39 protein-coding genes, 1 tRNA gene and 1 pseudogene are annotated in these 26524 nt (G+C 65.7%); 8 read left to right on the plus strand and 33 right to left on the minus strand.

The genetic code is table 11. The annotated features are described in order from the left end of the window. Positions 1 to 227: 227 nt before the first annotated feature. The 8 genes from OF380_RS19595 to OF380_RS19630 all read right to left on the minus strand — a co-directional run bounded on the left by OF380_RS19595 (position 228) and on the right by OF380_RS19630 (position 10083). Positions 228 to 1313: a glycoside hydrolase family 26 protein gene (locus tag OF380_RS19595; protein ID WP_264046893.1), complete on the minus strand. Its 1086-nt coding sequence runs from the start codon at positions 1311 to 1313 to the stop codon at positions 228 to 230. 2 nt (positions 1314 to 1315) lie between these two features. Continuing rightward, positions 1316 to 3781 carry a hypothetical protein gene (locus OF380_RS19600; RefSeq protein WP_264046895.1) on the minus strand — a complete coding sequence of 822 codons (2466 nt, stop codon included), beginning with the start codon at positions 3779 to 3781 and terminating at the stop codon, positions 1316 to 1318. A gap of 5 nt (positions 3782 to 3786) precedes the next feature. After that, a complete protein-coding gene (locus tag OF380_RS19605) occupies positions 3787 to 4026 on the minus strand; it encodes a hypothetical protein (RefSeq protein ID WP_264046896.1) in 240 nt (79 codons plus the stop codon). 560 nt (positions 4027 to 4586) lie between these two features. Next, positions 4587 to 5618: a hypothetical protein gene (locus OF380_RS19610; protein ID WP_264046897.1), complete on the minus strand. Its 1032-nt coding sequence runs from the start codon at positions 5616 to 5618 to the stop codon at positions 4587 to 4589. 64 nt (positions 5619 to 5682) lie between these two features. Further along, positions 5683 to 7638 (minus strand): portal protein, encoded by a 1956-nt coding sequence (locus tag OF380_RS19615; RefSeq protein ID WP_264046898.1) that lies wholly within the window; start codon positions 7636 to 7638, stop codon positions 5683 to 5685. Then, entirely contained in the window at positions 7635 to 8942 is a 1308-nt protein-coding gene (locus tag OF380_RS19620; RefSeq protein ID WP_264046899.1) for a PBSX family phage terminase large subunit, read from the minus strand. Before OF380_RS19620 ends, OF380_RS19615 begins: the two co-directional genes overlap by 4 nt. Then, positions 8932 to 9405 carry a DUF2280 domain-containing protein gene (locus OF380_RS19625; RefSeq protein ID WP_264046901.1) on the minus strand — a complete coding sequence of 158 codons (474 nt, stop codon included), beginning with the start codon at positions 9403 to 9405 and terminating at the stop codon, positions 8932 to 8934. Before OF380_RS19625 ends, OF380_RS19620 begins: the two co-directional genes overlap by 11 nt. An 18-nt stretch (positions 9406 to 9423) precedes the next feature. Continuing rightward, on the minus strand, positions 9424 to 10083 hold the full coding sequence (locus tag OF380_RS19630) for a putative metallopeptidase (RefSeq protein WP_264046903.1): 660 nt from the start codon (positions 10081 to 10083) through the stop codon (positions 9424 to 9426). A 33-nt stretch (positions 10084 to 10116) separates the two neighbouring features. Here OF380_RS19630 and OF380_RS19635 point away from each other — a divergent pair, with 33 nt between their 5' ends. Continuing rightward, a complete protein-coding gene (locus tag OF380_RS19635; protein WP_264046905.1) occupies positions 10117 to 10518 on the plus strand; it encodes a hypothetical protein in 402 nt (133 codons plus the stop codon). On the opposite strand, the gene OF380_RS19640 is transcribed toward OF380_RS19635, so the two are convergent. The 10 genes from OF380_RS19640 to OF380_RS19685 all read right to left on the minus strand — a co-directional run bounded on the left by OF380_RS19640 (position 10487) and on the right by OF380_RS19685 (position 15134). Next, entirely contained in the window at positions 10487 to 10699 is a 213-nt protein-coding gene (locus OF380_RS19640; RefSeq protein WP_264046907.1) for a hypothetical protein, read from the minus strand. The two genes, OF380_RS19635 and OF380_RS19640, sit on opposite strands and share 32 nt — an antisense overlap. A 227-nt stretch (positions 10700 to 10926) precedes the next feature. Beyond that, positions 10927 to 11151, minus strand: a complete 225-nt coding sequence (locus OF380_RS19645) for a hypothetical protein (RefSeq protein ID WP_264046908.1) — start codon at positions 11149 to 11151, stop codon at positions 10927 to 10929. Continuing rightward, positions 11148 to 11351: a hypothetical protein gene (locus OF380_RS19650; RefSeq protein ID WP_264046911.1), complete on the minus strand. Its 204-nt coding sequence runs from the start codon at positions 11349 to 11351 to the stop codon at positions 11148 to 11150. The genes OF380_RS19645 and OF380_RS19650 overlap by 4 nt, the downstream gene beginning before the upstream one ends. After that, positions 11348 to 11488 carry a hypothetical protein gene (locus OF380_RS19655; protein ID WP_264046913.1) on the minus strand — a complete coding sequence of 47 codons (141 nt, stop codon included), beginning with the start codon at positions 11486 to 11488 and terminating at the stop codon, positions 11348 to 11350. The genes OF380_RS19650 and OF380_RS19655 overlap by 4 nt, the downstream gene beginning before the upstream one ends. Positions 11489 to 11492: 4 nt before the next feature. Beyond that, positions 11493 to 11675 (minus strand): hypothetical protein, encoded by a 183-nt coding sequence (locus OF380_RS19660; RefSeq protein ID WP_264046915.1) that lies wholly within the window; start codon positions 11673 to 11675, stop codon positions 11493 to 11495. Positions 11676 to 11690: 15 nt separating this feature from the next. Next, positions 11691 to 12521 carry a recombinase family protein gene (locus OF380_RS19665; RefSeq protein WP_264046917.1) on the minus strand — a complete coding sequence of 277 codons (831 nt, stop codon included), beginning with the start codon at positions 12519 to 12521 and terminating at the stop codon, positions 11691 to 11693. A gap of 117 nt (positions 12522 to 12638) precedes the next feature. Next, a complete protein-coding gene (locus OF380_RS19670) occupies positions 12639 to 12926 on the minus strand; it encodes a hypothetical protein (protein WP_264046918.1) in 288 nt (95 codons plus the stop codon). Between the two features lie 88 nt (positions 12927 to 13014). Then, positions 13015 to 13098: transfer RNA gene (locus OF380_RS19675), tRNA-Tyr, on the minus strand. A 93-nt stretch (positions 13099 to 13191) separates the two neighbouring features. Beyond that, positions 13192 to 13926: a DUF4393 domain-containing protein gene (locus OF380_RS19680; protein WP_264046920.1), complete on the minus strand. Its 735-nt coding sequence runs from the start codon at positions 13924 to 13926 to the stop codon at positions 13192 to 13194. A 527-nt stretch (positions 13927 to 14453) separates the two neighbouring features. Beyond that, positions 14454 to 15134 (minus strand): hypothetical protein, encoded by a 681-nt coding sequence (locus tag OF380_RS19685; RefSeq protein WP_264046922.1) that lies wholly within the window; start codon positions 15132 to 15134, stop codon positions 14454 to 14456. Between the two features lie 612 nt (positions 15135 to 15746). Here OF380_RS19685 and OF380_RS19690 point away from each other — a divergent pair. After that, entirely contained in the window at positions 15747 to 16013 is a 267-nt protein-coding gene (locus OF380_RS19690) for a DUF6894 family protein (RefSeq protein WP_264046924.1), read from the plus strand. Here OF380_RS19690 and OF380_RS19695 read toward each other — a convergent pair. The 14 genes and pseudogenes from OF380_RS19695 to OF380_RS19755 form a co-directional block, all read right to left on the minus strand. Beyond that, positions 16010 to 16468 (minus strand): hypothetical protein, encoded by a 459-nt coding sequence (locus OF380_RS19695; protein WP_264046926.1) that lies wholly within the window; start codon positions 16466 to 16468, stop codon positions 16010 to 16012. The genes OF380_RS19690 and OF380_RS19695 overlap by 4 nt on opposite strands. A gap of 9 nt (positions 16469 to 16477) precedes the next feature. Continuing rightward, positions 16478 to 16714: a hypothetical protein gene (locus OF380_RS19700; protein WP_264046928.1), complete on the minus strand. Its 237-nt coding sequence runs from the start codon at positions 16712 to 16714 to the stop codon at positions 16478 to 16480. Next, entirely contained in the window at positions 16711 to 16995 is a 285-nt protein-coding gene (locus OF380_RS19705; RefSeq protein WP_264046931.1) for a hypothetical protein, read from the minus strand. The genes OF380_RS19700 and OF380_RS19705 overlap by 4 nt, the downstream gene beginning before the upstream one ends. After that, positions 16992 to 17783: a hypothetical protein gene (locus OF380_RS19710; protein ID WP_264046932.1), complete on the minus strand. Its 792-nt coding sequence runs from the start codon at positions 17781 to 17783 to the stop codon at positions 16992 to 16994. Before OF380_RS19710 ends, OF380_RS19705 begins: the two co-directional genes overlap by 4 nt. Before the next feature lie 682 nt (positions 17784 to 18465). After that, positions 18466 to 18606: pseudogene (locus tag OF380_RS28825) on the minus strand (helix-turn-helix domain-containing protein); the annotation flags it as partial. A 4-nt stretch (positions 18607 to 18610) separates the two neighbouring features. Beyond that, positions 18611 to 19465: an MT-A70 family methyltransferase gene (locus OF380_RS19715; protein WP_264046933.1), complete on the minus strand. Its 855-nt coding sequence runs from the start codon at positions 19463 to 19465 to the stop codon at positions 18611 to 18613. Then, positions 19462 to 19923, minus strand: coding sequence for a RusA family crossover junction endodeoxyribonuclease (locus OF380_RS19720; RefSeq protein WP_264046935.1), 462 nt, complete (start codon positions 19921 to 19923; stop codon positions 19462 to 19464). Before OF380_RS19720 ends, OF380_RS19715 begins: the two co-directional genes overlap by 4 nt. 16 nt (positions 19924 to 19939) lie before the next feature. After that, positions 19940 to 20575: a hypothetical protein gene (locus OF380_RS19725; RefSeq protein ID WP_264046937.1), complete on the minus strand. Its 636-nt coding sequence runs from the start codon at positions 20573 to 20575 to the stop codon at positions 19940 to 19942. 66 nt (positions 20576 to 20641) lie between these two features. After that, on the minus strand, positions 20642 to 21106 hold the full coding sequence (locus OF380_RS19730) for a Gp49 family protein (RefSeq protein ID WP_264046938.1): 465 nt from the start codon (positions 21104 to 21106) through the stop codon (positions 20642 to 20644). Positions 21107 to 21108: 2 nt separating this feature from the next. Further along, positions 21109 to 21624: a hypothetical protein gene (locus OF380_RS19735; protein WP_264046940.1), complete on the minus strand. Its 516-nt coding sequence runs from the start codon at positions 21622 to 21624 to the stop codon at positions 21109 to 21111. Between the two features lie 229 nt (positions 21625 to 21853). After that, positions 21854 to 22006 (minus strand): hypothetical protein, encoded by a 153-nt coding sequence (locus tag OF380_RS19740; protein ID WP_264046941.1) that lies wholly within the window; start codon positions 22004 to 22006, stop codon positions 21854 to 21856. Position 22007: 1 nt separating this feature from the next. Then, positions 22008 to 22379 (minus strand): hypothetical protein, encoded by a 372-nt coding sequence (locus OF380_RS19745; protein WP_264046943.1) that lies wholly within the window; start codon positions 22377 to 22379, stop codon positions 22008 to 22010. Further along, positions 22376 to 22813 (minus strand): hypothetical protein, encoded by a 438-nt coding sequence (locus OF380_RS19750; protein ID WP_264046945.1) that lies wholly within the window; start codon positions 22811 to 22813, stop codon positions 22376 to 22378. Before OF380_RS19750 ends, OF380_RS19745 begins: the two co-directional genes overlap by 4 nt. Beyond that, positions 22810 to 22995 (minus strand): hypothetical protein, encoded by a 186-nt coding sequence (locus OF380_RS19755; RefSeq protein WP_264046947.1) that lies wholly within the window; start codon positions 22993 to 22995, stop codon positions 22810 to 22812. The genes OF380_RS19750 and OF380_RS19755 overlap by 4 nt, the downstream gene beginning before the upstream one ends. Before the next feature lie 159 nt (positions 22996 to 23154). On the opposite strand from OF380_RS19755, the gene OF380_RS19760 reads away from it, so the two are divergent. Both OF380_RS19760 and OF380_RS19765 read left to right on the plus strand, forming a co-directional pair. Next, the gene (locus OF380_RS19760; protein WP_264046948.1) at positions 23155 to 23910 is read left to right on the plus strand and encodes a LexA family protein; all 756 of its coding nucleotides are present in this window, start codon (positions 23155 to 23157) and stop codon (positions 23908 to 23910) included. Further along, on the plus strand, positions 23911 to 24789 hold the full coding sequence (locus OF380_RS19765) for a DUF3800 domain-containing protein (RefSeq protein WP_264046949.1): 879 nt from the start codon (positions 23911 to 23913) through the stop codon (positions 24787 to 24789). It abuts the gene before it with no gap. 148 nt (positions 24790 to 24937) lie between these two features. On the opposite strand, the gene OF380_RS19770 is transcribed toward OF380_RS19765, so the two are convergent. Next, positions 24938 to 25195 carry a hypothetical protein gene (locus tag OF380_RS19770; protein WP_264046951.1) on the minus strand — a complete coding sequence of 86 codons (258 nt, stop codon included), beginning with the start codon at positions 25193 to 25195 and terminating at the stop codon, positions 24938 to 24940. Positions 25196 to 25361: 166 nt separating this feature from the next. Here OF380_RS19770 and OF380_RS19775 point away from each other — a divergent pair, with 166 nt between their 5' ends. Genes OF380_RS19775 through OF380_RS19790 form a run of 4 tightly spaced genes read left to right on the plus strand, consistent with a single transcriptional unit; the run spans position 25362 to position 26522 of the window. Next, complete coding sequence (locus OF380_RS19775; RefSeq protein WP_264046953.1) at positions 25362 to 25826, plus strand: hypothetical protein; 465 nt, start codon at positions 25362 to 25364, stop codon at positions 25824 to 25826. Beyond that, complete coding sequence (locus tag OF380_RS19780) at positions 25826 to 26068, plus strand: hypothetical protein (RefSeq protein ID WP_264046955.1); 243 nt, start codon at positions 25826 to 25828, stop codon at positions 26066 to 26068. Before OF380_RS19775 ends, OF380_RS19780 begins: the two co-directional genes overlap by 1 nt. Then, on the plus strand, positions 26068 to 26304 hold the full coding sequence (locus OF380_RS19785) for a hypothetical protein (protein ID WP_264046957.1): 237 nt from the start codon (positions 26068 to 26070) through the stop codon (positions 26302 to 26304). The genes OF380_RS19780 and OF380_RS19785 overlap by 1 nt, the downstream gene beginning before the upstream one ends. Further along, positions 26301 to 26522, plus strand: coding sequence for a hypothetical protein (locus OF380_RS19790; RefSeq protein WP_264046960.1), 222 nt, complete (start codon positions 26301 to 26303; stop codon positions 26520 to 26522). The genes OF380_RS19785 and OF380_RS19790 overlap by 4 nt, the downstream gene beginning before the upstream one ends. Positions 26523 to 26524 lie beyond the last annotated feature (2 nt).

A 26524-nucleotide genomic window follows, 5' to 3' on the forward strand; every position in this document is an offset into this window, starting at 1 on the left:
GAACTCGACGATGCCGGCAAGGTAGATGGATGCGGCAACAACAGCAGCGCTAAACGTGAAGCTCATCCGGAGACCCTCCTGATTTTTTTCTTAACTGCAGGGTTGCGTAGTACTACGTACAATGCAACGTAAATCGTTGCTGCAGCTGCGAAACAGCTAAGCCGCGCGAGTGCAGTGCAATGATATTACCGTGCGGTGACTAAAGCCTTACGGTAAGGGCCGCCGGGTCAAGCCGCCTGCGCGCCGAACAGCTCGCGGTAGCGAGCGGCGCCCTTCGGGAACAGCGTCGGCGTGGGCGTCCAGCCCCCATTGCCGTCCGGGAGCGACTTGCCGGCGGATAGGGAGGAGCGCTGATCGGAGCGCTCGAAGTAGCACTGGAACGCCAGTCGATCTCCAAGCGCGTCGAACTGCGCCGCCATCTGCTCGATGAAGTAGGGATTGTCGCCACCGGATGCGTAGTCCTTCGGCGGGAACAGGTTGCGCAGGCCCCACTCCGTGAATGCTCGCGGCTTGCTGTGCTTGGCCGCGAAGTCGGCGAAGGCGGTCAGGCCGAACTTGCCGTTCAGGAACTTGTCCTTCCATCTCAACGCCACGTCGGTGCGGTGCTGGACATCCCAGGCTTCATCGTAGACGTCGGTGCAGATGACATCGACCACGTCATCGCCCGGGTAGGCGGCGAACGTGTCCATGTGCATCTGCCCGAGCGTTGAGCACCATACGAACTGGAACCGAGGGTCGACCGCCCGGAAGATGCCGACGATGCGGCGCCAGTACGCGATGAAGTCGGCGGGGGTGCCCGCGAACCACGGCATCCAATTGCCGTTGAACTCCCAGCCCGGCCGGATGTAGATCGTGTAGACCGTGCCGCCCACCGTGCGATCGAGCATGGGCTTGGCCGCCTCCGCCATCTTGCGCAGGTTGGCGTCGAAGGCTCCTGCGTTGGCTTGCTTGAACTGGCCCGCGTTGTTGCGCGGCAGGATCGGCAGGCCGAGCACGATGGTCGCCGGCGTTGCCCCGTACTTCCAGATCAAGTCCTGCCAGCTCGACATGGCGTTGAGCCAGTCGTTCGTTTCATTGGCGTTGTCGGAGATGAAGCCGGGGTTACGGCCGAGCCACTGCACGTAGGCGGGAAGCCGACCTGGCCCGGCCTGGAACGGCGCGAACACACCAAAGCGACGGAGACGGGCGGGCACGGCGGGAGCGGCGACCACGGGCGGTGGCGCGGTCAGAGCGGCAAGGCGAGCGCCGAGTTGCGCCGCCAGCGCCTCGGCTTCCGCCTTCCGTTCGGTCAGAAATGCAATCTCGTCGAACATGATCACAGCGTCCCGTAGTAGGTGCAAGCCCAAGCGGCGAGTTCCCGCTTCTCGGTCAGCGTGAGCAGACGGCTGTAGACGAGACCTCGGAAGAGGTAGGCATCCGCGTGGGCATCGTAGGCCCCGGCACCGCGTCGAGCGCCGAGGGTCGTTGTGGTCGCGCCCACCGGAGCGGTAGAGGTCGCCGCCGAGGTGACAGCGTTGCTGCCATCCACTCGCGCGGTGGCGCGGCTGGTGCCGGCGATCACGTCCTCGATGATGATGTGCCGACCGGCGACATGGGGGACGCTGGCGTCTACCGGACCGCCGGCCGTGGAGCGGCGGGTCCGCAGCGTCGTGTCGGCCGAGACGAAGAGCTGCTCCGCGCGGTTCGTGGTGGTCGAGCTGGCGGGGTCTGCGGTGCTCACAAGGCACTGCGTTGCCGTGGTGGTGGCAAGCTCCACGATGAGCACGCGGGTGAACGAAACGTCCCCTGCGGGGTGGCCTGGCATGTCCATCCGCTGGGAGTTCGCGGAGGTGAAGCGGAGCGTCTGACGGCCATTCCGAGCCACCAGCGTGGGCCGGTTCGGAGCCGTGGCCAGAGCCACCGCCGTGGTCCCGTCCGACCCGCCCATGGTGTCCACATCGGAGCCCGTCACCGAGCGCTTGGCGGCGTCCCCGGGGTCAATCGAGTAGGCGAGGCCATCCACCACCGGCGGTGCGATGTTGGAGACGGGCTTGACCGTCTTGATGACCGTGACGCTCTGGCCCACCGCGTTGGTCACGGTGATGGACGCCTGCGTCGGGACGATGGTGGTTGTGCCATCCCACGTGAGGAGGAAGGTCGCCGGGTTGTAGGTCACGCCGGCCGGGAGGTTGGATACCGCAACGGTCTTCGGCAGGAGGTCGCCGACGTCTGCCATCGGGTAGAGGTCGATCTGTGTGACCCCCGTCGTGAAGTTCAGCTCGGGCCCGCCACGGAGGTTCGGGCCGACGTCGCATACCCATCGCGCCGGTTGGCAGGTCTCGCCAGCCTTGGCACCGACGCGGGCAAAGTAGAGCCGGCCCGGCTTGTCGGGATTGGCGATGGTGACAGTGTCGCCGACGCGGGTGACGAACGAAGGCAAGCCGGTCCAACCGCCATCCGTGTTGCCGCCGGGTGCGAGAACGTCGTGCACCAGGGCCTCGAAGGTCTCCGCGACGGTGGCGTCGCCGAACTGATCCGCGAGGGACGGCATCGTGCGCGAGGCGGTGGTGCCGAACGCCATCTTGAGGTCAGCGGTCTCGACGAGCGGCTTGCGGTGGATGGTACCGGTCTGGCGCCACATGCGCAGCCACTCGATCGAGGAGCGGCCGCCGGTCGCGCCTGCCGACTGCCAGGACGACAGAGAATACTGCCCGGCAAAGTCGGCGACGTGGTTCGTCAGCATGAGGTAGGCGGCGCGGTCACCCTTGGACCGCATGTTGAACACCTTGGAGACGATGACGACGCCATCGATCAAGTAGTCGAAGCCATCCTCGCGCAGGCGGAAGCCGACGTTGTACCAGCCGCCATCCATAAGACCGGGGCGGACGTTCTCGGCGTTCGAGCCGATGGAGGTGGATAGGCCGCTCGTCCAGTTCTGGGCGTTGGGGGAGAGTGACTGCGGGAAGGCGTCGTTCGCTTCCCAATCGATCTCGATGTTTAACTGAGAGTTGGCCGCGCCCATGAGCTGAAGCCACAGCGTCGGGTGCCATGCCTTGTTCATGAAAGCACCGGCTTCAAGGCGAATGCGAGCCTCCATGATGCACGGGGGCCGGCAGACGAGGCGCCCGCCCGTATGGATCATGGCCGACAAGATGTCCTTGCCATCCGTCAGCGCCTTCTCCTGGGCCGAGGCCGCGCGAGACTTGAGGACGAGAGCGCTGCCTTCGGTGGCGATGAGGTCCTGCCAAGAGGCGACCGGCTGGCCCCGGTTGGCATCGAGATAGCCTTGATGGGTCGGGCCGACGTCGTAGCCCTTGAGCGTGAGACCGCCGGCGCCGGCCGAGCGCGGCGTCTGGGCAGCGGCCGGAAGCAGATAACCGCGCGTATCGAACAGGTCGCCCTTGGGGGCCGCAGACGAGACGAACGACGGCATCGAGGCGAAGGTCATGCCGTCCGAGAGGCTGTACCCCTCGTATGCGGTCCCAGCCGCGCCGGCTGCGTTGATCGCGACGCCGCCGATGACGCTGCCGCCGGGGACCGGGACGAAGGCCGGGATCGTGCCGCCCGGGAAGACCTGGCCATAGGTGATGACGACGCCGGCGCCCGGGGCGGTGGCGAGCGTCACGGTCGCGTTGCCGAGGATGTCGACCGTCGCGCGTCCGAGCTCGGTGCCGTTGCCGTAGACGACGAACGGCGTGTTGGAGACGAGGCCGATGGCCTTGTGGATCTTGTTGCTAGCGTCACGGCTGGCCGATGAGCCGGAGCCGCCGCCGAACAGACTGAAGGGGAAGCGCTGGCCCATGGCGCTTAGCCCAGGACCGTGACGATGGCGGTGGCGGTCGTGCCACCCGCCTGGACGTCGCGCACCGCGACGTTGTCGATCTGGCCCTGACCGACCGTGGCGTAGACGGGATAAATAGAGCCGTCGTGCAGGACGAGGTTGACGATGCCGGCGGCCGAGCAGGCGATGCCGACCCCGGAGCCCGAGGAGACTGACGTTCCGGGCGTGATGGTGCGGGCAGACGTGTAGACGCCGGGAGCGGGCATGGGAGCCTCCTGGGGTTCGTAGGGATCGGAGCTGAACGGGAGAGCCGAGGCGCGACGCGGCGACGCAAAGCACGGCTTGAGCGGTGTTGAGCATTGGAGCGAAGGTGTTGAAAACCTCAGACGAAGGTCTTTGAGTTAACGAAACTTTAGCTGATTGGATTGAAATTGAGCGACATGAATACTCAGTCGCCCTTCCTATGTGATGATCAGTTTATCTTTGATCTAAATGGCATTCGCTCTGATAACCACGAATTCTGCGTCGCCGAATATAGAGGAAATCGTCCTCCTGAGTACACTGCGGAGCCATCAAGTCTTTCGCTGGTTTCCCGGAGACTTGTTCCGCTGACTGTAGCGCAGGTTATTGCAGCGCTCGCGTTTGGAGCCTCAATTGCACACGCGATGGCCCCCTACGCTGAGAAACAAGCGCCACTGGACGGGATGCACTTCTCGTTGCGGCTCACGGATGCTGATCCATACGTGGCTCCTGTCCCGTCCGGTTTGAAAGACGGTTTCAGCCTACGGTTCAGCTCTGCCGAGTAGAGGTGACACTTTAGCCTGAATCAGCCCCCCATCAGGGCGCGGACACGGGCGGGGTTAGCCTTCTCCATCTTGGCGAAGTCGGCCTCCGACATGCTGGCGAGCATCTCGAGGGTGATCTCGCTGGCCGGCGCGCCGCCGGCTGAGGAGAGCGAGAGCGAAGCGGCCTGCCCCTTGGCGATGCGGGCGGACCTCTCGGACGGGGTCTCAGCGGGAGCGGCGGGAGCGGCCGGCTCGGCAGCCTTCGGCGCAAAGCCGCGCAGCTTGGCGAGCTGCATCAGCCGTGCGGCCGGCGACTGGCCCGCTGCGATCGCGGCCTGCGCAATGCCAAACTCCTCGTCGCGCACGGCCTGAACCGCGTCGCCCTCGGGCACGCCGAGCAGCTTCAGTTCGGCGATGCGACCGGAGAACAGGTGCTCGTAGGCCTGGGCGAACTCGGGCTGGGCCGCGATGGTCCGCTGCACGTCGCCGCGATAGGCGGTCAGGACCTCGTCGCGCTGGGTCGCCGCCGTGCGCTCGGCTGCCTCAGCCTTCTGCGCCTCGGTCATCTGGGTTTGGCCGGACGCCAGATCCCGGATCTGCTTCTCCAGGTGCTGGACATACCCGAAGATGTCCTGGTTCGGATCGGGCGGGGTCTCGGTCTCGGGCGGGGCCTGCGGAGACGCGGCGGCGGCGGGCTTGGCCGCGCCACCCTCGGTGACCATACGCAGGCGCTCTTCCATTCGCGCCAGGGTTACGCGGAACTCATCGCGCTCCCGCTCCACGGCCTTCCGACGCTCGCGCTCCTGGTGGAACGCGCCGTGCCGGACGAACTTGCCCTTGTTCTCGTCGGCGCCACCGTCCTCGACTTCCGGATCCACGACTTCGCCGGGGGACGCAGCCTCGCCGGCAGGCGCAGGAGCGGGCGTGACGGGCGCAGGACCAGCTTCGCCACCGGCGGCCGGCACAGCGGTGCTGACGGACTCCGGAGCGGCTTCGCCGCCCGACATGGCGCCCCAGGCGGCCTCCTCGTCGGCGGTGAAGGCGTCGTCGCTGTTGTTGAAGGCGTCGTTCATGGGTGTCCTCGTGACGTGAAGGGTACGAAAGCCGGTGGGGCGCTCCCGGCCGCGCGGGGAAGGATCAGGCAGCGAGGGCCGATGCAGACTGCGCGGGCGGGCCGGCGAGAGCCGCCACCTTCGCGAACCCGTCGATCTCATCGTGCTTGGTCAGGCCGGCCTCGCGGCTCGCCTTCGCCTGCTTCAGGTTCGCCCCGGCGGTCAGATCCTGGATCTTGGCCACGGCGGTCTGCATCGCGATCTGCTGCTGCTGTTCGGCCTGTGGATCGGTGGGCGCCTGGGCCAGCAGCTCGCGCATCTTCGCGACGAACGAGGCCGGGAAGGGCGAGTAGGGCAGGACCTCAAGGAGCACCTGCGGGGTGATCATGTCCTTGATGATTGGCAGCACCGAGGTGAAGGTCTGCCAGACCACCTGCTGCTGGTTCGGCGAGGCGGGCGCGTCATCGATCACCACGTCGTAATCGCCAGCCGTCTTGTCCCGGAGCAGGGGCACGACCTTCGTCACGCCGTCGCCCATAATGCGCACCAGGCGCCCGTCCGAGAGGAAGTTCTGGATCAGGTAGAGTCGGACGCGGCCGATGTGCTTGCGGGCCCGGCGCAGCGAGTCGAACAGGCTCGCGAGCATGGTCATCGCGGCCTGCTTGCGCTGATATTCCAGCACGCCGGCCTGTTCCTGCTGCTTCTGCCCCATCAACTCCAGGTTCACCCCGGAGGAGTCGCGGATCGACATGATCGCGAACTCCATGAGCTGGTAGTGGCCCGCCGGAAGGACCGGCAGCGGCTTCTCCTTCATCCGGCCGCTCATCAGCGCGCCGTCTTCCATCCATGTCACGGCACCGGGCTTGGCGTAGCTCTCCTCGAACTGCGCTTGGTCGGGCACCGCGCCGCGCTCCATGAACACGCCGCCCTTGGCCTGGCGGTTGAGCATGTCGAGGGTCTGGCTCAGCGACTTGTTCGCGAACCGCTGCGGGTCGCGCATCGGGCGCACGATGCCGAACCAAGAGTTCCGGTTCTGGTCGCGGTCGCCCGTCATGCAGGCGTAGTGGAACTGGTCGCCGGCGGGCGAGGGCGTCTCGGCCAGGATGACGTTGCCGAGGAAGGCGCGGCGGTAGACGCGCTTCACCCGGCGCTGAACCTGGATCTCCATGCCGAGGGCGGTCGCGCGGCGCTCCAGCACCGTAGCCTTCTCGTCGTCCATCTCGGTGGACTCGCCCGTGGTCGGATCGGTGACCGTGGCGACGCGCTTGCGCTCCCACCACACCGCCTCGACGATCGTCACACGGGCGGTGCCATCGTCCGAGCCGGCAGGCCGGTCCGAGCGACGCTGGCCGGGCTGGATCTGGCTGTGCGGGCCGTCACCGTCGCGATCCTCGGCCCAGGCCGCATCGAGGTCGGCGGGGTCCGCGTCGGGGAACATCGCCTCGGCTTCGGCTTGATCCATTGACTTGGCGCGGAAGAAGCGACGCGCGTCCGAGAGGTTGCGCTTGGTCGCCGAGGCGTCCCAGATCATCTCGAGCGGGTTGACCCGGTCCTCGACGTAGGCGCCGTCCGGGTTGGTCTCGTAGTCGAGACGCATCTCGACCCAGCCCATGCCGCAGATGGTCAGGTCGATGAAGGCGTCCGATTCCTCGTCCTCGGCCTCGGCCTCATCGGCGAGGTAGCGCGAGCCCTCGGTCAGCAGCTCGTTGAGTGCCGTGTCCCCGATCTCGCGGGGCAGGTACTGGATGTCGAGGCGGCTGTTCACCTCGGAGCCGGCCACCGCCTTGATGATGGGCAGGCAGCGGTTGAACGTGACAGGCGGGCGTCCCTGCTCCTCAAGCACGGCCTTGTCTGCGGGGTCCCACTGGTTGCCCGCGACCATGTCGAAGTCGATGCGAGCCTCCTCGCGCCACTTCGAGGAGGCGTCGCGGTCCACGCGATACCAGCCCTTCAGCTTGCGATAGGTCGCTTCGCGCTCAAGGTCGGCCCGCTCGTCGGGCTCGCCGGCCACGGCGCTGCGATCGGCGTCTGTGTCCGTCATGTCGCCCATGCCGATCCTGATGGTTTGGCGTCGCTGCGCCGTCGGCGCGCGTAGCGGTCGTTCGGCCCGTCCGGCTGCTTCGGAGGCGCCTGCGGCTCGGCGATGCCCACCGCGAAGTACCGGAAGGCGTCGGCGCCGTGGCTGGCCCAATCGTGCAGCGGGTTCTTCGAGAACTGCTGCGTGGCCGGGTCGACCTCGTAGCGGTAGTTCCGCAGGGCCTGGAGGCCGTCGGCACAGAGGTCCTCATCGAACCAGCACCGGGCGAACAGGAGGCGCGCCGCGTCGATGCCGGCGGCCACGGTGAGCTTCGGGACGATGCGGACCCGGTGCCCCGCGTCCCACATCTGCTGTTCGATGGTGCGCTTGGAGGCGAGCAGCTCGTTGCGCGCATCGTGCGGGAGCCAGTGCTCGCCGTAGACGTAGGCGCGCTCCTCGGCGAACTCCTTGAGCTTGTCGATGTAGTGCTGGAGCGCGTGGCCCCGGTTCTCGTAGTAGGCGATCAGCCGGAACTCGAAGCCGACGACCTGGGCGAACCAGATCGCGGTCTTATCCGCCCGGCCCAGATCCCAGAACGTGTGCACCGGCTTCGACGGGTCGAACGGCACCTTGCCGAACCGGGGCGGCGTGGCCCTGCTCGCGGCCAGGATCTCGTTGGCGTAGATCGCGCCGTCGAGGACCTGCTTGCAGTGGCCGCCCCAGACCGTCTCGTAGGCGATGGGATCGCGGGCCTTCAGATCCAACGCTTCCTGGCGCAGGACGTCCGGGAACCACGGATTGTCCTCCCAGCCAATCTTGACCACGCGGGCCCCGGTCGGCGGGGTCTTCACGAACCGCTTGTAGGTCTCGTCCTCGGCCAGTTCGGTGTTGAAGCTGATCCAGATCTCGGAGCCGGGCTTGCGGATCGTCGGGACGAGCACGTCCCAGGAGGCCTTCGAGACGGTGCGGGCCTCCTCGACCCAGCAGATGTCCACGCCCTCGGTCGACTTCACCGACGCGACGTTGTGCCGAAGCCCCTTGAAGATGAACTCGGTCCCGTTGGACCCGAGAATGCGCTTCTCCTGCGTGTCGTACCGCTGGGACAGCCCAAGCAGGTCGACTTGCTGCGCCAGCAGGGCGTGCGCCGATTCCGCGATGGAGTTCTGAAACTCGCGGGCGCACAGGATGCGCAAGGGCTTCTGGGCGCCGAGGAGCAGGAGCGCCCGGCCGATGCCCCAGGATTTTGCGCCGCCTCGCCCGCCGTAGGTGACCTTGTAGCGCGCCGGCTCGAAGAGGAAGGCCAGCTTCTCCGGAAACTCAACCTGCATCGGGCAACGGCGCCGGCCGCACGAACGTCACGGTGATTCCGCCGTCCATCAGCGGGGCGCCATCCTTGCCCGTGGTCTCCACCTGACGCTTGTTCGTGAAGGCATCGCCGCACTCCTTGGCCACCTGCTCCAAGAGCGAGGCGACCAGGACCATGTTGCCGGCGCGCTCGGCCTTTTCGGCAAGCCGGGCCAGCGTGCGCAGGCGGACCACCTTGTGCGAGATGCCGATCGCCGCCGTGTCCGCGAGGAAGGCCTCGCGCGTGGCCGCGAAGAGGGTTCGGTACTCTTCCGACAGATGCCGGCCAGCCCGCTTGCCGGGGTCGTAGGCCTCGACCTGCTGCGGCGTGACGACGAGGTCGAACTCTTCCTTGATGGCCTTCACCACCAGGGAGGGTGTGTCGTAACAGGCAAGCTGTTGGACAATCGAGGTTTTCACCTCGTCGGGGAGCGTGTTCTGCGCCATGCGAACATCAAAGTCCCATCAAAGGGGACGCCCGCAGGTGCCACAGGCTCCCGCGATGTCCGCCTCGCACACGATCGGCGCCCGGTTGGCGGCCTCGACCAGGGCTGCGGTCTGACCCGCCGCTGCACCGACGCCGTAGCGCGCCACTACGCCGACGAACTCCTCGACGTCATGGCCCCGGATCTCGAACACCGGCTCGCCTGTCGTCTTCGAGAACCTGGGAGCGCCGAACGCGTCCTTGGCCTGGCCCGCGTGGTAGAGCTCATGCTCGATGAGGCTGCAGAACGTCGCGTCGCTGCACTGGTCCGCGTACTCGGCGTCGAAGGTCAGCAGGAAGTGCGGCATCGAGCCGAACCACCCGGTGATCTGCTGGACGAAGCGAGCCTTGGCCCAGCGATTCCCCATGAAGGCGGTCGTCTCGCACATGCCGACCACGGCGTTGCCTTGGCGGGCGTTCGGCACGGTACACCAGAGCGCGCCCAGGCGAGCGTTGCGCAGGTGCGCGTGATCCTCGTTCAGGAGCGGCGCGTCCTCGTCGATGAAGGTGGCGCGTATCCAGGTCAGCAGGTCGTGGTCCGGACGCACGGGCGTCTCGGTGATCGCGCCCTCGGCGCCGAGCAGGTCCTCGGGCGGGCGAGGGCGCTGGCGAAACGTACGCCCTAGCTCTTTCAAGAGCATGATCATAAGCTTACGCCCAGGATGGAGAAGTGCATGCCCAAATCGATTTACAAGACCGAGACCGCCGCCATATCTGGCGTCTTGCTTGATGACTTACTAACGAATTTCCCAATGCCCGTCAGTTTTCATGAGCATGAATTAGCTCTAAGATTAGGCTTTACTGTCGAAAGGATAGATAATGAAGTTTTTGGAACAACTTATAAGATCTCAGATCTTCCGTCCGGATTAACTATACTAAATCTAACCAACAATATTATCATATTTCTTCGACAAGAAGGGTATGTTTCCTTCGGAGAAGATCCGCTGAAAGATGTAGTGTTGAGTGGAAAAGGCTTGCGAGCCATGGAGGAACATCCGGACTTCGTTATAGAATCACTACTTGATCGGGGCACAAAGCAAGCGGTCAGCCCTTCCGCCGCTCGCAGCGGATCATGAGGTAGCGACGGCCCTCGCGGCGCACGTCGAGGGCGACTTCCCCGGTCAGCTCACCGACCTTGGCGCACTCCATCGGCATGGCGACGGGGCGCGTGATCACGTCGAGCGCGGTCTCGCGCGTGCAGTCGGCCGGGCTCGTTGACGACGCGCAGACCAAGATCACAGCAAGGAGAGGCAGCATGTCAGTGCCGCGTCTCGGAGATCGGCAGGCCCCACGCGGTGGCGGGACGAGCGCGCGGGCGCAGCGACGCCAGGGCGATACCGGCGAGCAGCAGGAGGGCGCAGGCGCGGGGCATCAGCGGCCACAGCCCTGCGAGAGGACGGTCTCGCCGCGATAGACCACCGTGGTGGCGACCGGCGGAACCGGAGCGGGCTTGCCGACGAGGCGGCGGAGCAGGGCGATGTACTTCACAGCCGGAACCCTTCGAGGAAGGCGCGCCGCACCTGGACGCACTCGGACGCCGAGCGGCACTCGCTGGCGATGACGGAGGCGATGCGCTCGTGCATCGCGGAGGGGGCGGACCCCGCGTAGGCGTCGAAGGCGTCAGCGGCGGCACCGAAGCTGTCGGAGGTCTGGCCCACCATGGGCGCGAGCAACTCGACGGCGTGGTCGACGAGGTCGGCGGGGATCATGCGGTGGCCTTCAGGCGATGGAGCAGGACGCTCGCGCGGCCGGCGGTGAACACGACTTCGCGGGTGTGACCCGGGACCGGATTGGCCTGGGCGGCGAGAGCGAGGGCGGCGACCCAATGGGCGGCGGTGGGCCGGCCCTGGTCGATGGTGAGGGCAAGGCCAGCGAGGCGGCGGGCGAGGGCGAGGGCGACGGCGTTCATGCGGTCCGCGCCTTCCGTGCGTCCGCCTCGCGGCGAGCCTTGAGCCAGGTCCAGTAGGCGGAAGCGGCCGGATCGCGCTGGAGATCGCGGCGGGCCTTCTCGGCCTGCGCTGCGGTCCAGTCCGGCCGTGCCGTCATCGGATCAGCGGTGACCTTTGAGGCCGAGCACGCGCCGGGTAGCGCTTTCGGTGCTCAGACGGCGCAGACGACGGAGGATGCGCGGGGGCTTGCCCTCGAAGTGGCGGACGATGGCGTCGCGGGTGCGCGCGGCGAGCACGGCGTTGCGATCCTCCTGCAGACGCAGGGCGGCGATGAAAGCGTTCATGCTGGGGACCTTTGTTCAGCCGATGATCGCGGCGTGTGCGCCTGGCTGGAGGACGTGCTGCTCGGCCCCGTTCCAGCGGAACAGGTACTCGATCGCACCGCGATATTTCGGGTTGTCGGTCAGGTAGGCGACCGTGGAGATGGACCACCGCCCGCCCTTCGGGGCCGGGATGGCGTCAGCGTTCAGGCCGTCTGCGATGGCTTGGAGGGTCCGCTTCCGACGGCGCTCCTGGAAGATCCGGCGGACCACGCGGGCCTGCTCCGGGACGATCCGAAGCCCGCCCTCCAGATCCTTCGTGTAGCCGTAGGGCGCCTGCCCACCAGCGAACCCGCCCTTGCCGGCCTTGGCGAGCCGGCCGCTCGCCGTGCGGTCCCGGATCACGTAGCGCTCGTTCTCGGCCATGCCGGCGAAGATCGCGAAGAACGTCCGGCCCATCGGGTTCGAGGTGTCGATCACCGACTCGGTGACGGATCGGAACGCGACCTCGTGCTGCTCGGCGAGGTCCGACACCGTCGTCATCGCGTGGCGGATGTCGCGCGACAGGCGGTCGATCTTGGCGACGAGCAGGACGTCGAAGGCGCCAGCCGCCGCCAGTTCGAGGGCGCGCCCGAAGGCGGGACGATCCGCCGGCTTGGTGGCGCCCGAGACGCCCGGGTCCGTCAGGACCTCAACTAGCTCGTAAGCCTGACTTTCGGCGAAGGCCCGGACCGACTTCTCCTGGGCTTCGAGCCCGTGGCCGGTCGCGGCCTGCTCCTCGGTGGAGACCCGAAGGTATCCGAGGGCGCGTGTCGCCCGGGAGGCCTTCGTCTCCGTCTGGATTTTATTCCGGGCCCGCTGGCGGCCCACGCGACGCGAGCCTGAAACCACCGACAAGCCTCTGTATTTGCTAGTGTTTTATCGCCTAAATGGCTGATTTCTATAAGGTCTTAGGAGACCTTGGAAACGGGGTCATTTCGGAGCCGATCAGGCCCGCGCCGCGACCACTCTCGGCCGACCCCGGAACGCGACGGTCGCGCGGGTTCCGGCGATTGATCCGGGCTGGAACGAGGCGACGACCGAGCGGCGCGATGCGGGTTCGCGCGGAAGATCGGCGCCGGTCAGATCGCGATGGAGCCGGCGGAGACCGGCGCGGATCTCGTCCTGCGCCTCGATCACCATGTCGACGGTGTGCCGATGGCCCGGAACCCGGAGCCGGTCGGCCATGCGCAACAGGTCGGCGACCTGCTCGGCGCGTTCGCGATCCGTCATCATCGGGTGCCGATCATGTCACGAAGCCCGGCCGCGTCCAGTGCTCGAAACGCCGAAGCTGTTGAGCGGGTTCGCGGTGTGGGGTTGAAAGTGGTGGGCAGGGACGGGGTCGAACCATCACAGCCGAAGGCGGGAGATTTACAGTCTCCGGGGCTCACCGATGCCCAGCCTGCCCAAAGGGTGTGCCAGACATGCAAACGCCCGGCGGCGGTGAGCCCCGGGCGTGTGTCGTGCGACGATGACTGGATGCAGCGTTTTGCCCGACGGGTCAAGCGTCTGAGCTACACGCTGCGAGGAAGGCACGTCCGAACGGACTGAGGACAACCGTATATTGGCCCTGGTCTCTCGCCTCGTTCTGGAGACGAAGAACCGCCTGCGCAACGTGCTCTACGTCGCGAAATGGGCCCCTATGGTTGGTCTGCTTAATGAAGCTAATTAAACCAGAGCTATTGAGGTTATCGAACAAAAGATCTGCATTGGGGATCTTCTCAACTTTGCCGCTCAGGATTACTCCTCCGCCTATGCCGGTAAACGATCTTCCGCTTGGTCGTGCCCCTAATTGGATTGATGTTTTCTCTAATTGGCGAAGTATGATCAATTCAGTCTCTGAAATGCGATGAATTACTTCAATGAAGGCAGGATGCACATTAGCGGATGTGTCACTATTCATTGCGGTAATAAGCAAAGATGCAGACATTCTCTCGACGTGCGAGCCTACAGTTTCGTAGCTTACCCCCTCAAGTATCTTGCCTAAAAGTGGAGGCGGCGGAGCAATCCGCCGATCTTCTGGCACCTTGTTCAGCGCACGAAGAACGAACGGCTCGTATTTATCCCTGATTAGATAGCCGAAGCCTCTACCCGCAACGATGATCGCTTGAACAAATTCGCCGAGTTCGGCTCCGACCACCCGCGCAGCAGGCTGAAGCAGATCGCCATAAGCGACCTTCACCAATTCCTTAGCTGCTGCCTCTGCGGCTGCGGTCGCAGGGTCTTTGTCTGGCATGTCGCTCTCCTGGCAGTGAGCGATGCTGGCACACTGGCAGGAGAGATGTCAGGGGAACGCGATCATTCTGCTGTGGCTTCGGCCGCCAGCGCCGCCGACCGTTCCAGCCGCCCGTCGACTGCGTCGGCCTGGGCCGCACACCCGTCCCGTACCGGGATCGCGCAAGTTGGCTGTGCTAAGCCTTGATCGTAAGCCGGAGTATCTTAGCGCCAGCGGAGTCGAGTATTTGGGTTAGATCCTCATAGCTTTCCTCGACGTGGACAAAAGACAATTTCCCCTTTGCGGTACCGCGGAGGCCGATAGAGGCGCCATCCCCCGCAGGGACTACGCGTTCAATCATTCCTACGTTCAGAACTAACTTTTCGGTTCCAACCGTCACTTCTACAAAGGTCATTGCGCGAAACTCCCGGTAAGCGAGAAATGCCATAGGAATTTCGATACAAAAGAGGCTCGCAGGGTTTTCCCACAAGGCCTTCGAGCCCGGCGCCAGTACTGCGTAGTTTGCGCGATGAACGGCGGGATACCCTCTAGTCCCCCGCCCGTTCTGCCATAACCGTGTATTGGTCCTGCACCGGGACCGCCCCCGGCGCCCGCGCGGTGTGCTGCGCCTCGGTTAGCTCATCGAGGAGCCAGCGGAACCGCTTGGCGATGTCGGTGGAGGCGCGTTCGCTGGTGCCGCGCCCGCGGGCCTCGGCATAGGCGCCGAAGCTGAACCCCTCGGCGAGGATAGCGCGGAGGAAGCGGACCCCGCTGTCGCCGATCACGCGGGCGGCCCGCTCGTTCATGGCCTTCACTGCGCGGGCGGTCTCGATCCGGCCGAGCATCCGGATGTCTTCGATGGTGAAGGCGTGGGAGACGTTCTGCGAGCCCTTGCCGATGTTGGCGGTGGTGCTGTCCCAGGTGCCGCCCGAGCGGACGCCGAGTTGCTTCTCCCAGAGCGCCTGGAGCATGCGGCCGACCTGGAACTGCGCTTCGGTGATCCGGCCGGCGGAGCGCTCGGCGGAGAGCACGTCGACCCGGCGATTCACGGTCGCGCTGATGAAGCTCGACGGATCGTAGGGATTGCGGACGGACGCGGTGCCGACCTCGACCTCGACGTCGCGCGCGGTGGTGGGCGCGAGGGTGACAGGCCGGCGACGGCGCGTGGAGGCGCTCTGGTATCGGGCCGTGCGGGTGGTGCTGGACGACTTCTTGGCCGACGCGGTCACGGTGGTGCCCCTGTGCAGGTCCGATCCATGCGCCGGGCCTAAATCGCGGATCGGCTGAAATCTTGGGCATTGTCAAGGAGTTGCGCTGACGCGTCACGATCTCGCGAATACGTGATCGAACGAATGATTACACCCGGAAGTCTGCTTAATGGATCGTATTAAATATTCAGGAATATTATACAAATGTTTGTTTATGTTGTCAGAATTCTATGTCCGCCTCAATTGGCGGGCATAGATCAGTTTTTTAGGTTTGCCGTTCGTACGGACAGCGAAAAGCTGGCCGCCTCGACCGTAAGCAATAGACTTGGACTTCATGTTGATATGGTGACTACCTGCGCCCTAGCAGGAGACCAAGATGAATATTCGCATGTAAAGCCGTATGCATCCACGCTGACCTTTGCTCCAGGAGACTAATCAGCCATGAAGCAATAGGGCCGTCTGCACATACGATCGTCAAGAAATGAATTCCTGAGCAAGCTGATATCAAAAAGTGCGCCATGTTAGATACGGCGGATCTCTTATAGAGTATCCTCAAGCAGTCATGGCTTAATTCCTATCATTTCATGACCGTGAGAACTTTTGTGCTCACGCCGCACACCTATGGAACGGCACATGGCCCTTTATTTTTTCGACATCCACGATGGTACGTTTCGGTTAGACGACGTGGGCGTCGAGTGTCCGGACTTCAACGCTGTGCGCTATGAAGCCAAGCGAGTACTGCCCGCCATAGCCAAGGAAATCCTTCCCGAGGATGGAGACCATCACACGCTCACCGTCCGTGTCCGCAATGAGCGTCATGAAACTGTCTATACGGCCACGCTCATGTTCAGCGGGTTTGGCACTGACCCCGAAAAGGATGATCCCAGGATCGCCGCTTAGATGCCGCCGGGCTTCAAGCCCCTGCGATTGTCCCCACTACCAATTTGCGCGGCCCAGCGCTCTGCCAGGACATTGCAGCTTCGATCAACCGTGCGATTGAACGTGCGCCGATCGATGCTCATTTCGCGGCAGTAATCCGCGATGGTGCCACCACCGGGCGGATTCGGCATGTTCCGCGCCACCGCGATCCGACGAGCCTCGCACCGGGCCCATGTGAGCAGATACCGCCGCGCCCGGCTTTCCCGGCCAAGAACCTGCGCGGAGAAAGCGATCCAGTCGAACGTACCCGGGGCAGCGTGGGGGTTGAGCATGGTGGCCTCGCCCGCCCGAGCCGAGAAAATCGGCGTGGTGGGCAGGGCCATGAACGCGGCCACGAGCCAGCGGCGAACGTCGGTGCAGGTGCAGACGGGTGGATCGGGGCCTTCGATACGACACAACGGGTTTTCAGCCAGCACGGGTCTCTTTCATAGGAGCGAGGCTTCGACCTCGGCGCGGTGGTCACAGCAGGCGTAGACGGCGAGCTCGGGCGCCCGCCGGAAGTTGTTGAAGCCGAAGGGACCGGGCTTCCCGCAGACCTCGCACGGGCTCTGGGGCGTGATGCCGGCCTGCAGGTGCCGGATCTTTGCGGCGGCCTCCTGCTCCTGCTGCGCGAGCACGTGCGGCATGTGGGTGAGCTTGGGGCGGGCGTGGCCGAGGCTCATGGGCGGGTGCCCTCATTCAGTGCGTCCGCAAATTGCTGGGAGAGCGCACGGCGCTGCTCGGAGCACCTGTCGCCGTGTCGTGCTCGCCCTGCATCGCGATTTGCCGAGCGGATCTGATCCACCAACGTCTTGATACGACCGAACTCATCGCGACCGTCCTTGGTCGCTGAGGCAAAGAATGGCACCCGGCCGAATTGATCGACCCGAAACCAAGTGCCCCTCTCCTGCGACACGATCCAGCCGATGCCCGGTGCCTTCTCGACAGTCCAAGGCGCGCTCATGCCCCGACCCTCCGCCGGTCGAGGTTCGAGATCAGGTGGGTCAGGTTCGGATCGCGGCCGGCGCTACGCAGGAGATCCATCTGCCGGTCCATCTCGCGCCGCTCTCGCTCTGCGGCGTGATCGGAAAGCGGCTCGTGCTCGATCGTCTTTCCGTCCTGGTAGGCGTCACCAAGATCATCCGGCGAAGCACGATGGCGCTGGAGGTGGTCCGCGGCCGCCTTCCGGGCTTTCTCGACCTCGGCACGCTGCTCGTCCGTCGGCGGATCGTAGACCTCGGCGGCGAGGATGCGGCGGACCCGGACGAGCTTGGTCCGGACCGACACCATGCCTTCGCGAGCCTCAGCGACGAACTCGGGCGGCATAGGCCGGAAGCGATGGTTCGGCCTCGGGATGAGCGTGGTCGCAGAGCGGATTCGTTCAGCAGCCCCGACGACCGCCACGAGGGGCAGCCCTGCCTTCGTGCAGGCCTCCACGAACTCGCCGTTCAGCGTCACGGCGTTCTCGTCGCTGGGCCCGTTACCGATGTCGAAGCCCATCAGCAGCCGGTTGATCACCGCCTCGACGTGGGTCCGGTTCGTGCACGGCTCCAACTCTCGCTCAAGCCGGCTTTGCACGGCGGAGAACAGCTGCAGCTCGCGGCTCGAAGGTGCCGCGGCGCGCGGCACGCAGAACTTGGTCGGATGGCCTTCCACCGGGGCCAGCGATCCATGGAAGGCCTCGATCCTCTCCTCGGCTTCGCGCCGGCTGATCGTCGAGGGCGATGATGTCGTCGTCAGGTCCTGGGGCACTGGTCATCTCCTCTTCGACGGCACGGATCAGTTCGGCTTGGCGCTTGGCGCGGCCGGTAGGCGGACGGGGGGAGGGTTGCCGCGCGCCGGGCGGCGGATCGCGGCCCTGATCGCGGCGGGCCCGGAGCTGCGCCGTGATCCAGTTCGAGGGGTCGACGACCTCGCGGCGGTCGGCCTCGTCGATCAGGCCGGCCACAACGTGGAGCTCTTCGTCCGCCATCGAGAGCCACGACCCGATCGCAGCCCGGGCTGAGGCCCGGCTTCGGCCCGTGATGGCGCAGAGGGTCGAGACCGCTTGCTCGACTAGGTCCCGACGATCCTGCCGGGCCTGCTTGTCGCGCTGCTCTGCCGATTCCGCAGGCTCGCTCGCGGCGGGTTCTGCACTCGTCTGACGGTTAGCCTGGAGGTTCTTCTGATGGTTCAGTGAAGGTTCTTGTCCGGCATCTGCTGCCGGGGGCCCCGGTTTCTGCTGCCGGGGGGCCTGGCATTTCCTGCCGGGGGGCTTGGCATCTCCTGCCTGGGGAGCCCCCCCGGCATTTAATGCCAGGGGGGTAGCGCTCAGATCCAGGAGAAGGCGATCGCTGGTGCGTCCCCCGTCTGCGCGCCGACGCTCCTCGCAACGGAGGAGACCGACCTCCTGGAGGAAGGCGACAGCGGCGCGAACGGCGCGGGGCTTAAACTCGGTGATGTCCCCAAGCGCCCTTTGGCTAGGCCAAGCCTCGCCGTGCTCGTCGGCAAAGTCTGCGATGGCCAGGAGAACAGCCTTGGCGGTCGGATTACCGAGGGTGTGCCGCTTGGCCCAGATGCGTGCTTCTGTGCTCATGGCCCTACTCCGCCGCCTGGAGGGCAGGCAGGGGCGCCGGCTGGTAGAGGTTCACGAAGTCGGGCCGGGGCGTGCGCTGGAAGCCCTCGCCGAACGGCGGGTAGCTGCAGGCGCGCACCAGGTCGTAGAAGGCGTCCGGCTTCTCGGAGTTGGCGCCGACGGGCCAGTCGTGATCGGTGCGCGTCGAGCGTGCCGGGGGCCGGGTCCGCAGCGTGCCGCGCGTCGCGAAGATCACGTGCTCGGTGCTGTTCCGAAAGTACCGACCGAAGCCGATGTCGGGCTTGGTCCAGGTCAGCACCGTCTTGTGCTCGAAGCCCCAGGCGTCGAGCAGCTGCGGGGCGAGCAGGATCGTGTTGTTCGTGACCCAGAGGTAGAGGTGCGCGTCGTCCTCAGCCCAATCGCGGACCGGCATGGCGAGGATGTCGGTGAACGGCATCAGCGCGTAGTCGTGCCCGGCCGCGTCCGAGATGTTGTCCTCGGCCCAGGGCGGATCGAACACCAGGGTGCGGAACCGGCCCTGCACCGGAACGAGGCTGAGCACGCGCGCCTCATCCTGGAGGCGCAGCAGCTTGGTGTAGGGCCCGTTGATCTTGCCGGTGCGGTCCATCTCCTCGAGGAGGGGACCGAACCGCGCAGGGTCGGCCACGGCCGCCCGGCAGACGTGGCCGATCTTGTCGACCTGGCGCCCGGAGATGCCGAACCGCGCACCGATCCGGTCACGGACCTCGGACGGCCCGGAAACTTTCCGGCCCTTCCGACCATGGGCCATCCGGTCGCGAGCGTCGGCTTGCTCGTCTGCGAGCAGCGCCAGACCCATGCGGTAGAGCTCGCTCGGGCGGAACGTGACGGGCGCCTTCATGACGCGAGGTCCCGGGCGAGCGGCGCGGCCGGCTCGATGCGGAACACGAGCGCAGGCGTCTCGGCGTAGGCCTTGCGGACGAAGCCCTCGACCACGGACGCGTCGTCGCCCCAGACGATGCCGTTGAAGGCGTCGGAGCACTTCGCGATGTTGTCCCAATCAGGCTTGACCTCGGGCCGGACGATGCCGGTTAGGGCGTCGGCGCGCTTCTTCTTCGAGAAGCTCTTCGGGATCGGCATGTAGGCGTAGACCGCCACGGACAACGGCCCCGACAGGGGGGCGAGCCCGCGCATGGTGGCGGTGGCCACCGCGCGCAGGTCGGCCTCGTAGGCGCGCGTCGCAGCGTCGGAGTACTGCTGCGTCCTCGGCGCACGGCCCGCGACGGTCACGACGCGCGAGCGATGCCGGCCCTTCCCACGCGGGGGGCCGGGCAGGCGGATGATGATGGGATCGGGCACCGCTCGCGCTCCCGGATCAAGCGTCGACGGATTCGCGGGATGTGTCGGCCGGCATCTCCGGTGCGGGCGGAGCATCGCCGCCGGCAGCAGCACGACGGCGCCGGCGGGGCTTGCCGCTGGTGGCCTCGCCCTGCTCCGTCTCCTCGTCCTCGTCCTCGTCGGTGCGCAGCTCGTTGAGCTTTAGCTCCGTCTCCTCCTGGAAGACGCCGTCCTCATCGATCCGGAGATCGGGCTGATCCTTGTCGGCCTGGGCCGGGGCGCGCTCGCCAAAGTAGTCGCTGGCCTCGGCGAACACGAGGATGGCGGAGCCGCCACCGTGCTCGGCGAGCTTGGTGATGTCCTCGACCGAACCGGAGGCCGACACCTTCATCTTGATGCCGTCCTTCACCGTCCATTCGCCGGTGGTGACGAGCATGTGCTCGAAGCCGGTGTGAGCGACGATGTCGACCGAGCCCCGCACCACGTTGCGCGAGATCAGCTCAACCTTTGAGATGATCCGCTTTTGCTGGGCCTCACTAAGCTTGGTCCAGGGCTCATCCATCCCCCGGATGAGGTCGAGGTACTGGTCTCGGATGTCGCCGGACAGCGTCTCGGCTTGCATCTCGACAGTATTTGTGGCTTCCATTGTCTCTCTCCACAGCACGGGCACCACGCCCGATTGCGAACCGCCCGGACCCCGCTTCGCCGCGTAGGGTTCCGGGCGGTGTTGTTTCGGGGGTCAGGCGGCCGAGGGCGCATCGTGGCGCGGGACGCGGGGCTCGCCGCGCGAGCGCAGGTCCTGGGTCGCGCGGGGCGCCTCGACGGCATTGTCCTGGCAGCGCTGGGCATCCGCGATCGCGGAGAGGGACTCGCGCAGCAGGTACGCCTCGAAGGCCCAGATCTGCCGGAACGCGTCGTCGTAGGCGTAGCGCTCGCCGGCGGCCTGGTCGTAGTTCTCGGGCGAGACGCAGGCGGACTTGCCCACGAAGGTGAAGCCGGTCTGCATGGTGATGATGCAGATCGTCAGCACGCCGGACCGGAAGTACTCGACGTCACCGACCTTCGCTGTGATGGCGTCGGCCGTGACACGGGGCGCCGTCGACCTCTCGACCAGTGCGTCGGCCTCGTTGCGGGTTAGCGCTGGGATGCCCGTGCTGTCGGGGACTCGCTCGAATCCCTTCGCCTGCTCAGTACCGTCCACCATGGTCACTTCTCCTCGTGGGACGCCCGCCACAGCGGCAGGTCGTTCAGATCCAGCGGCACCCGCGCCGCACGCGATCGAGCATGCGCAGGGGCCAGTGCCGGTACGGTCGGACGCACTGCACGGCGCGGAGCTGCTGCTCGATTGACCGCCGCTGGCAGCGTCGACGGAGCCACCGGATCGCGTGCTGCAAGAGCCGCATGAAGTTCCTCCGTCAGGGTGGCGATGCGGGCTTCTTCGGCATCGGCCGCAGCCTCGATGCGCTTGCAGAGCCGCTCGTAGGCGGCGCTGAGGTTCAGTGCGTCGCGCAGGCGAACGCCGATGCTCGGATCACGACCGACGATGCCTCGGACCCAGCTCGGCGACTTGCCGACCTGACCGGCGAGAACCTCGTACGCACCCATCTGCGAGAGGCCGCGCCCACGCAGGATCTCGATGGCCTTCACCACGCCGGGGCGTACGAAGGCGAGTTCGTCGTCGGCGGTCACCATGCGGTGCGCCCCCCTAATCTTTGCCAGCATTTCCGCAGTCTCCCGTGCTTCAAGAAGATCGAAGCAACGAAGCCAACGGAGTGCGGGAGGTTGAACGGGATACGCAGTACAGACGCGCGATCAGCGGCTTGGCGGCTCAGATGATCGCGCGAATTCAAGGACGCGCCGACCGGGCACCGCGTCAGCGCGGTTCGGTCGGCGCGCTCACGCTCCGGAGCCGCGCAGGCTCGACGGGCGTGATCTCGGAGGGGCGCGGCGCTCATAGCGACCACGCCCAGATGCAGAAGGCGACGAGCCCAATCGCGGCATCGGCCATCCCGAACGCGAGCGCCCGACCAGAGCCGGTCAGGGCCGCGACACCGAACGCGAGCACGGAAAGAGCAGCGAAGATGAGCGAGACGGGCCAGGGCATGTCAGGCCGCCCGCGCGAAGGTGAACCGAGCGAGGACGGCGCGGGCCCGCTTCCAACGCGGCGTGGCGGCAGGATCCTGATCGTCGCCAACGACAACCGGCCCGGACAGCGGCAGCACCACCACATCCCGACCAGTTTCCAGGGCGGCCAGCAGGGCCAGCAGGAGCGGGAAGCGGGCGCACCGGTCCAAGAACGCAGCGGCGACCTTCAGCCCGATGGCGCGAGCACGCATCTCGTTCGAGGCTTGGCGCATCCCGGCGCCCGCATCCGGGCAGCGATGCAGGAACACGTCGGCATCATCGGCCGCGCGCGTCAGGAAATCCGCCGACTCGCGGCAGGCCTTCGCCGCATGGGTGAGCGCTTCGGCGTTCATGCGGCAGCTCCCACCGGCCAGACGCCGTGAAGCGAAATGCGGAAGGAGGGTCCGTGCGCATGGCGGCGCGGTGTGGTCTCGGAAACATCGAGGCGCCCGGCGATCGAGCGCTTGATCGTCAGACCAGCCCAGGCGCGGAATGGCCGCGTGTGGGTCAGGTTCTTCGCAAGGACGCTTTCAGCATGCAGCGGGCCGCCATAGAGGTCGTCCCCGAACATGGCGTCGAGCAGGTCCTCTCGACCGATCGAGCGACCGACCGAGCAGCACATCGCCACGCAGATCCGGAACAGCTGGGTCGGCTTGCGGCCCCTCCCAAGGACGATGCGATCCGCACCGCGCCGGATGCACTGGCCCTCGTAGTCGACGACCAGCGCATCGGGGTTCCGGAGCGCGATCGCGGAGGCGCGAAGGGGAGCGAGGATGACGCGCATCACGCGGCCTGCTCGGTCGTGGTGGGCGTCTTCGGCGGGCGCGGAACGTCAGCAGGCCAGTCGGCGGGCTCAGGCCAATGATCGGAGAACCACTGGAGGCCATTGTGAATACGCTCGGAGCCCATATCGGCCCCGTCGCGAAGTCTCAGGATGGCGTTGCCCGACCCATAGACGATGGTGGACACGCGAGCTTCGGACCGCCCCACGAGGTTCGCGTAGGCTTCCGAAACAGTGAGGAGCTGGTCTCGAAGTCTCATGGGACGAGACGATGCGCTAAGTTTATCGCGAGGTCAACGCTAAACCTATCGCTCTGTATCCACAGATTTGCGCGATAGATTTCGCGCATGGCATCAGACGACGATCAGGCGGTCCTTACCCGCATCCAAAGTCGCATCGACTCGCTCGGCTTGAGTGAACGTGGGGCTGCGGAAGCGGCCGGGCTCAGTGCATCTGCCATACGAAACATCCGTGAGGGCAAGTCGCAGTCGCCGAGGCTCGACACGATGCGCAAGCTCGCACCCATCCTGAAGGTCTCGCCAGAATGGCTCGCCTTCGGCGTGGATGAGGACATCGCCAAGGCCCAAGAAGCCTCAGCGGCCCTCGCGCACAGTCCTTCCCTGAAGGTCATCGGCGAAGTGGCGGCAGGCCGGTGGCTCGAAGCAGATGACCATGTCGACGTGCCGGAGTTTGACCCGGTGCCGGTCAAGCCGGACGAGCGCTGGCGGGTCGAGGATCAGTACGGCCTCGTGGTGCGCGGCACGTCGTTGAACCGCGTTGCCATCGACGGCGATATCCTGGCCTGCGTGGACGCCATCGCCGCTCGTTACCGTCCCGCTGAGGACGACCTGGTCATCGTGGAGATGCGTCGGAACGCCGGCCTGCTGCGGCAGCGTACGGCCAAGCGGTACATGAAGCAGGGCAACCACGTGGAGCTCTGGCCAGACTCAGATGACCCGCGCTGGCAGAAGCCGATCATCATTCCGCAGGGGCCGACGGCGCTCGAATCCATGATCGAGGATGAAGATGGGCGGATCGAGGTGTCGATTATTGCGCTTGTGACGTGGGTGCATCGGCCCATCCAAAGGCGCAGGCGAGCCTGAGTGAGCGAACCGCTTCCTCCCGCCGACAAGCCATACCGCTATGTTGCCTTCATAGACGAGGCTGGCGACGACAACCTCCGTAGCATTCGGCCTAAAGATCCGAACGGCGGCACTGAATGGTTTGTCCTTTCCGCCGTGCTGATGCGCGCAGATAACGAGAGCGTTGTCGCAGGCTGGGTGCGAGAGATACTTGATAGTATCGGCGCCTCGCGATCAAAGGACCTTCACTTCCAGAAACTTCGCACAGAGCAGAAGCTTGCTGTCTGCGAGATGGTAGCTAGATTGCCTATACGCTGTTTTGTAGTGATTTCACACAAAGAAAATATGCGCGATCACAGCAACAAGAGAGCGGCCCGCATACCTGCTAGGAACCCGTTTTACTGCTGGATCGGCCGACTGCTGCTTGAAAGGGTGACAGCTTATTGTGGACTAAGGAACAAGAAGGAAGGTGCTCAGCCTGGAAAGCTAAAGATAGAATTTTCAGAAATACACCGAGTTTCCTACAGTCAATTTCGAGCCTATCTACAATGGATAAGGCCACAAAGCGCAGCCGGCACGCTCCACCTAAAGGGCGGCGACTTAGATTGGTCCGTCGTTGATATTGATTTGATCGAAGCGCACCCGCACACAACTCGAGCGGGTTTGATGCTGGCGGACATCGTAGCAAGCGCATTCTATCAAGCGGTCGTATCGCGCGCGGATGGAACTTGTCGTTCGGAATACGCAAGGGCGCTGAAAGCGGTTGTTGCTACACAGGACAATGATGCCGCCGGCTTTGGCGTGAAAACAATGCCTGCACTTTGGCAGCTTGAACTAAGCGCTGCGCAAAGAGAAATCTTCGAATACTATGGATTGAGCGCCCACAGACATTGGCGGTAGGCTCCTGGACCTGTTCCCTGATGGCCTTGAGTCAGCCATCCAATGTGCTGACGTCCATCAGGCTGCCGCGCCGCGACCAGGCACTCCAGCGAGCCTACCTGCGTCAACTATGGCGTCTATCGACTCACCGTCAACCAATCAGATGCTATCAGAACGGAAGGGCATCGATCACGCCTGCTGGCACCCGCCCGTAGGTAGCAATCGTGACCGCCTCGCCCTCGTCGAACTCTCCGGCACCCGTCCGGTAGAATGCGGCAGCCCCTGCTACATATCCGCCGTTGACGCGCCCTTCGGCCAACCCGCGCGCCTCGTCCGCGTCCTTGCACGTCCAGAACCGTCCCTGGATCAGCTTGCCTACCCGGTCGAGGGTGAACGCCTGCACGCCGTAGAGGTCCTTGCCCGCCATCGTCTGCTCCGAGTGATGTCAGCCCATGCTCGTCGCTGAAACGGAACATTTCAAGAACATGTTCCCGGCACCTCGTGGCTTTGATGCGAGATATTTATCGCAAACGGCTTGACGCGATATATTTAGCGCGTATACTGCCTTCATCGCCAGCCGATGGAGCCACCCGGTGCCCCAGACCCTCCCCAAGCACACGCCCTACGCTGCCTGGCTCGCTGGGCTAACCCTCCTGCCGGAGGAGGTGGATGCCTCACGCCGCGACGTCGCGCGGGTCGTAGCCGAGAACCAGGCCGCTGCGGCGCGCTTCGCCTTTGGGCATGCGTCGCTGTCGCCCGACGCTGACTTCGCTGCCTGCGAAGCGCCTGTCATGGTCCCGCAGGCAGCCCAACAGGCTCAGGCGAACCCCCGCGAGACCGCCGCCGAGTGGGGCGCTCGCATGGACCGGCAGGGCCCGCGTCCGGTCGAAAAGTTGCGGATCCCGGCCGGCTACGTCACCAGCCCTGCGATCCGGGCCATGGACCGTGCTGCGGCCGAGGCCGGCACCCGCTACGCCGAGGCCCAGAACGCAGTTCACGCCGAACTCGGTATTACCGCCGTCCCGGCCCGCGCCGGCCGCTACGGGCGGGCCGCCTGATGGCTGCCCTCACCGTCGCCGATACCGGCATCCGAGCCGAACTCATCGCCCCCGCCGGGGTCCGCCCGATTGACTGGGCCTTTCGCGAGATCGACGCGCTCGGCGGCTGGTTCGACCCGAAGGACCGCGAGGCCGTCGCTCGCGACGAGATGCTTCGGCAAGTCCTCGCGATCCTGGAGCGCCACGGCGCCGTGGACCCCTCCCTTTCCCCCGCCACCCTGAACCTGTCCGAGGCCGCGTGATGCTGTCCGACGCTCAACTCGCCTGCCTGCTCCTCGTCAGCGGCCCGCTCACGGTCGCCGCCATCTTCGGCCTCGCAGACATCATCGAGCGCGCCGTCGGCGGCCTCGCCACGCCGGTGGAGCTCGACGAAGCGCTCCACGTGCTCGCGGGCCACGCCCTGCGCATCGCCATCCTGGTGCCCGCGCTGGTCACCGGTGCCCTGGCCTTCGTGTTCGGCGGGAGGGTTCGCCCGTGACCCGCCGCTCCCTCGCAGACCGCGCACCATACCGCGTCCGACCCGGCACGCGCGCCACCGTCGAAGACCGGCATGGCGAATCCGCCTTCGTCGTCATCGAGCCCGTGAACTTCCCCGCCGACCGCATCGCCTTCGCCGAGGCCTGGGTCGAGCAGGCCAACGCCTTCGTCCGCCGCAGCGCCGCCCAGCGCTCCACCCTTCCTCAAGCCGCCGAGTGACC

The organism is Methylobacterium sp. FF17 (genome assembly GCF_025813715.1).
GTDB lineage: Bacteria > Pseudomonadota > Alphaproteobacteria > Rhizobiales > Beijerinckiaceae > Methylobacterium > Methylobacterium flocculans.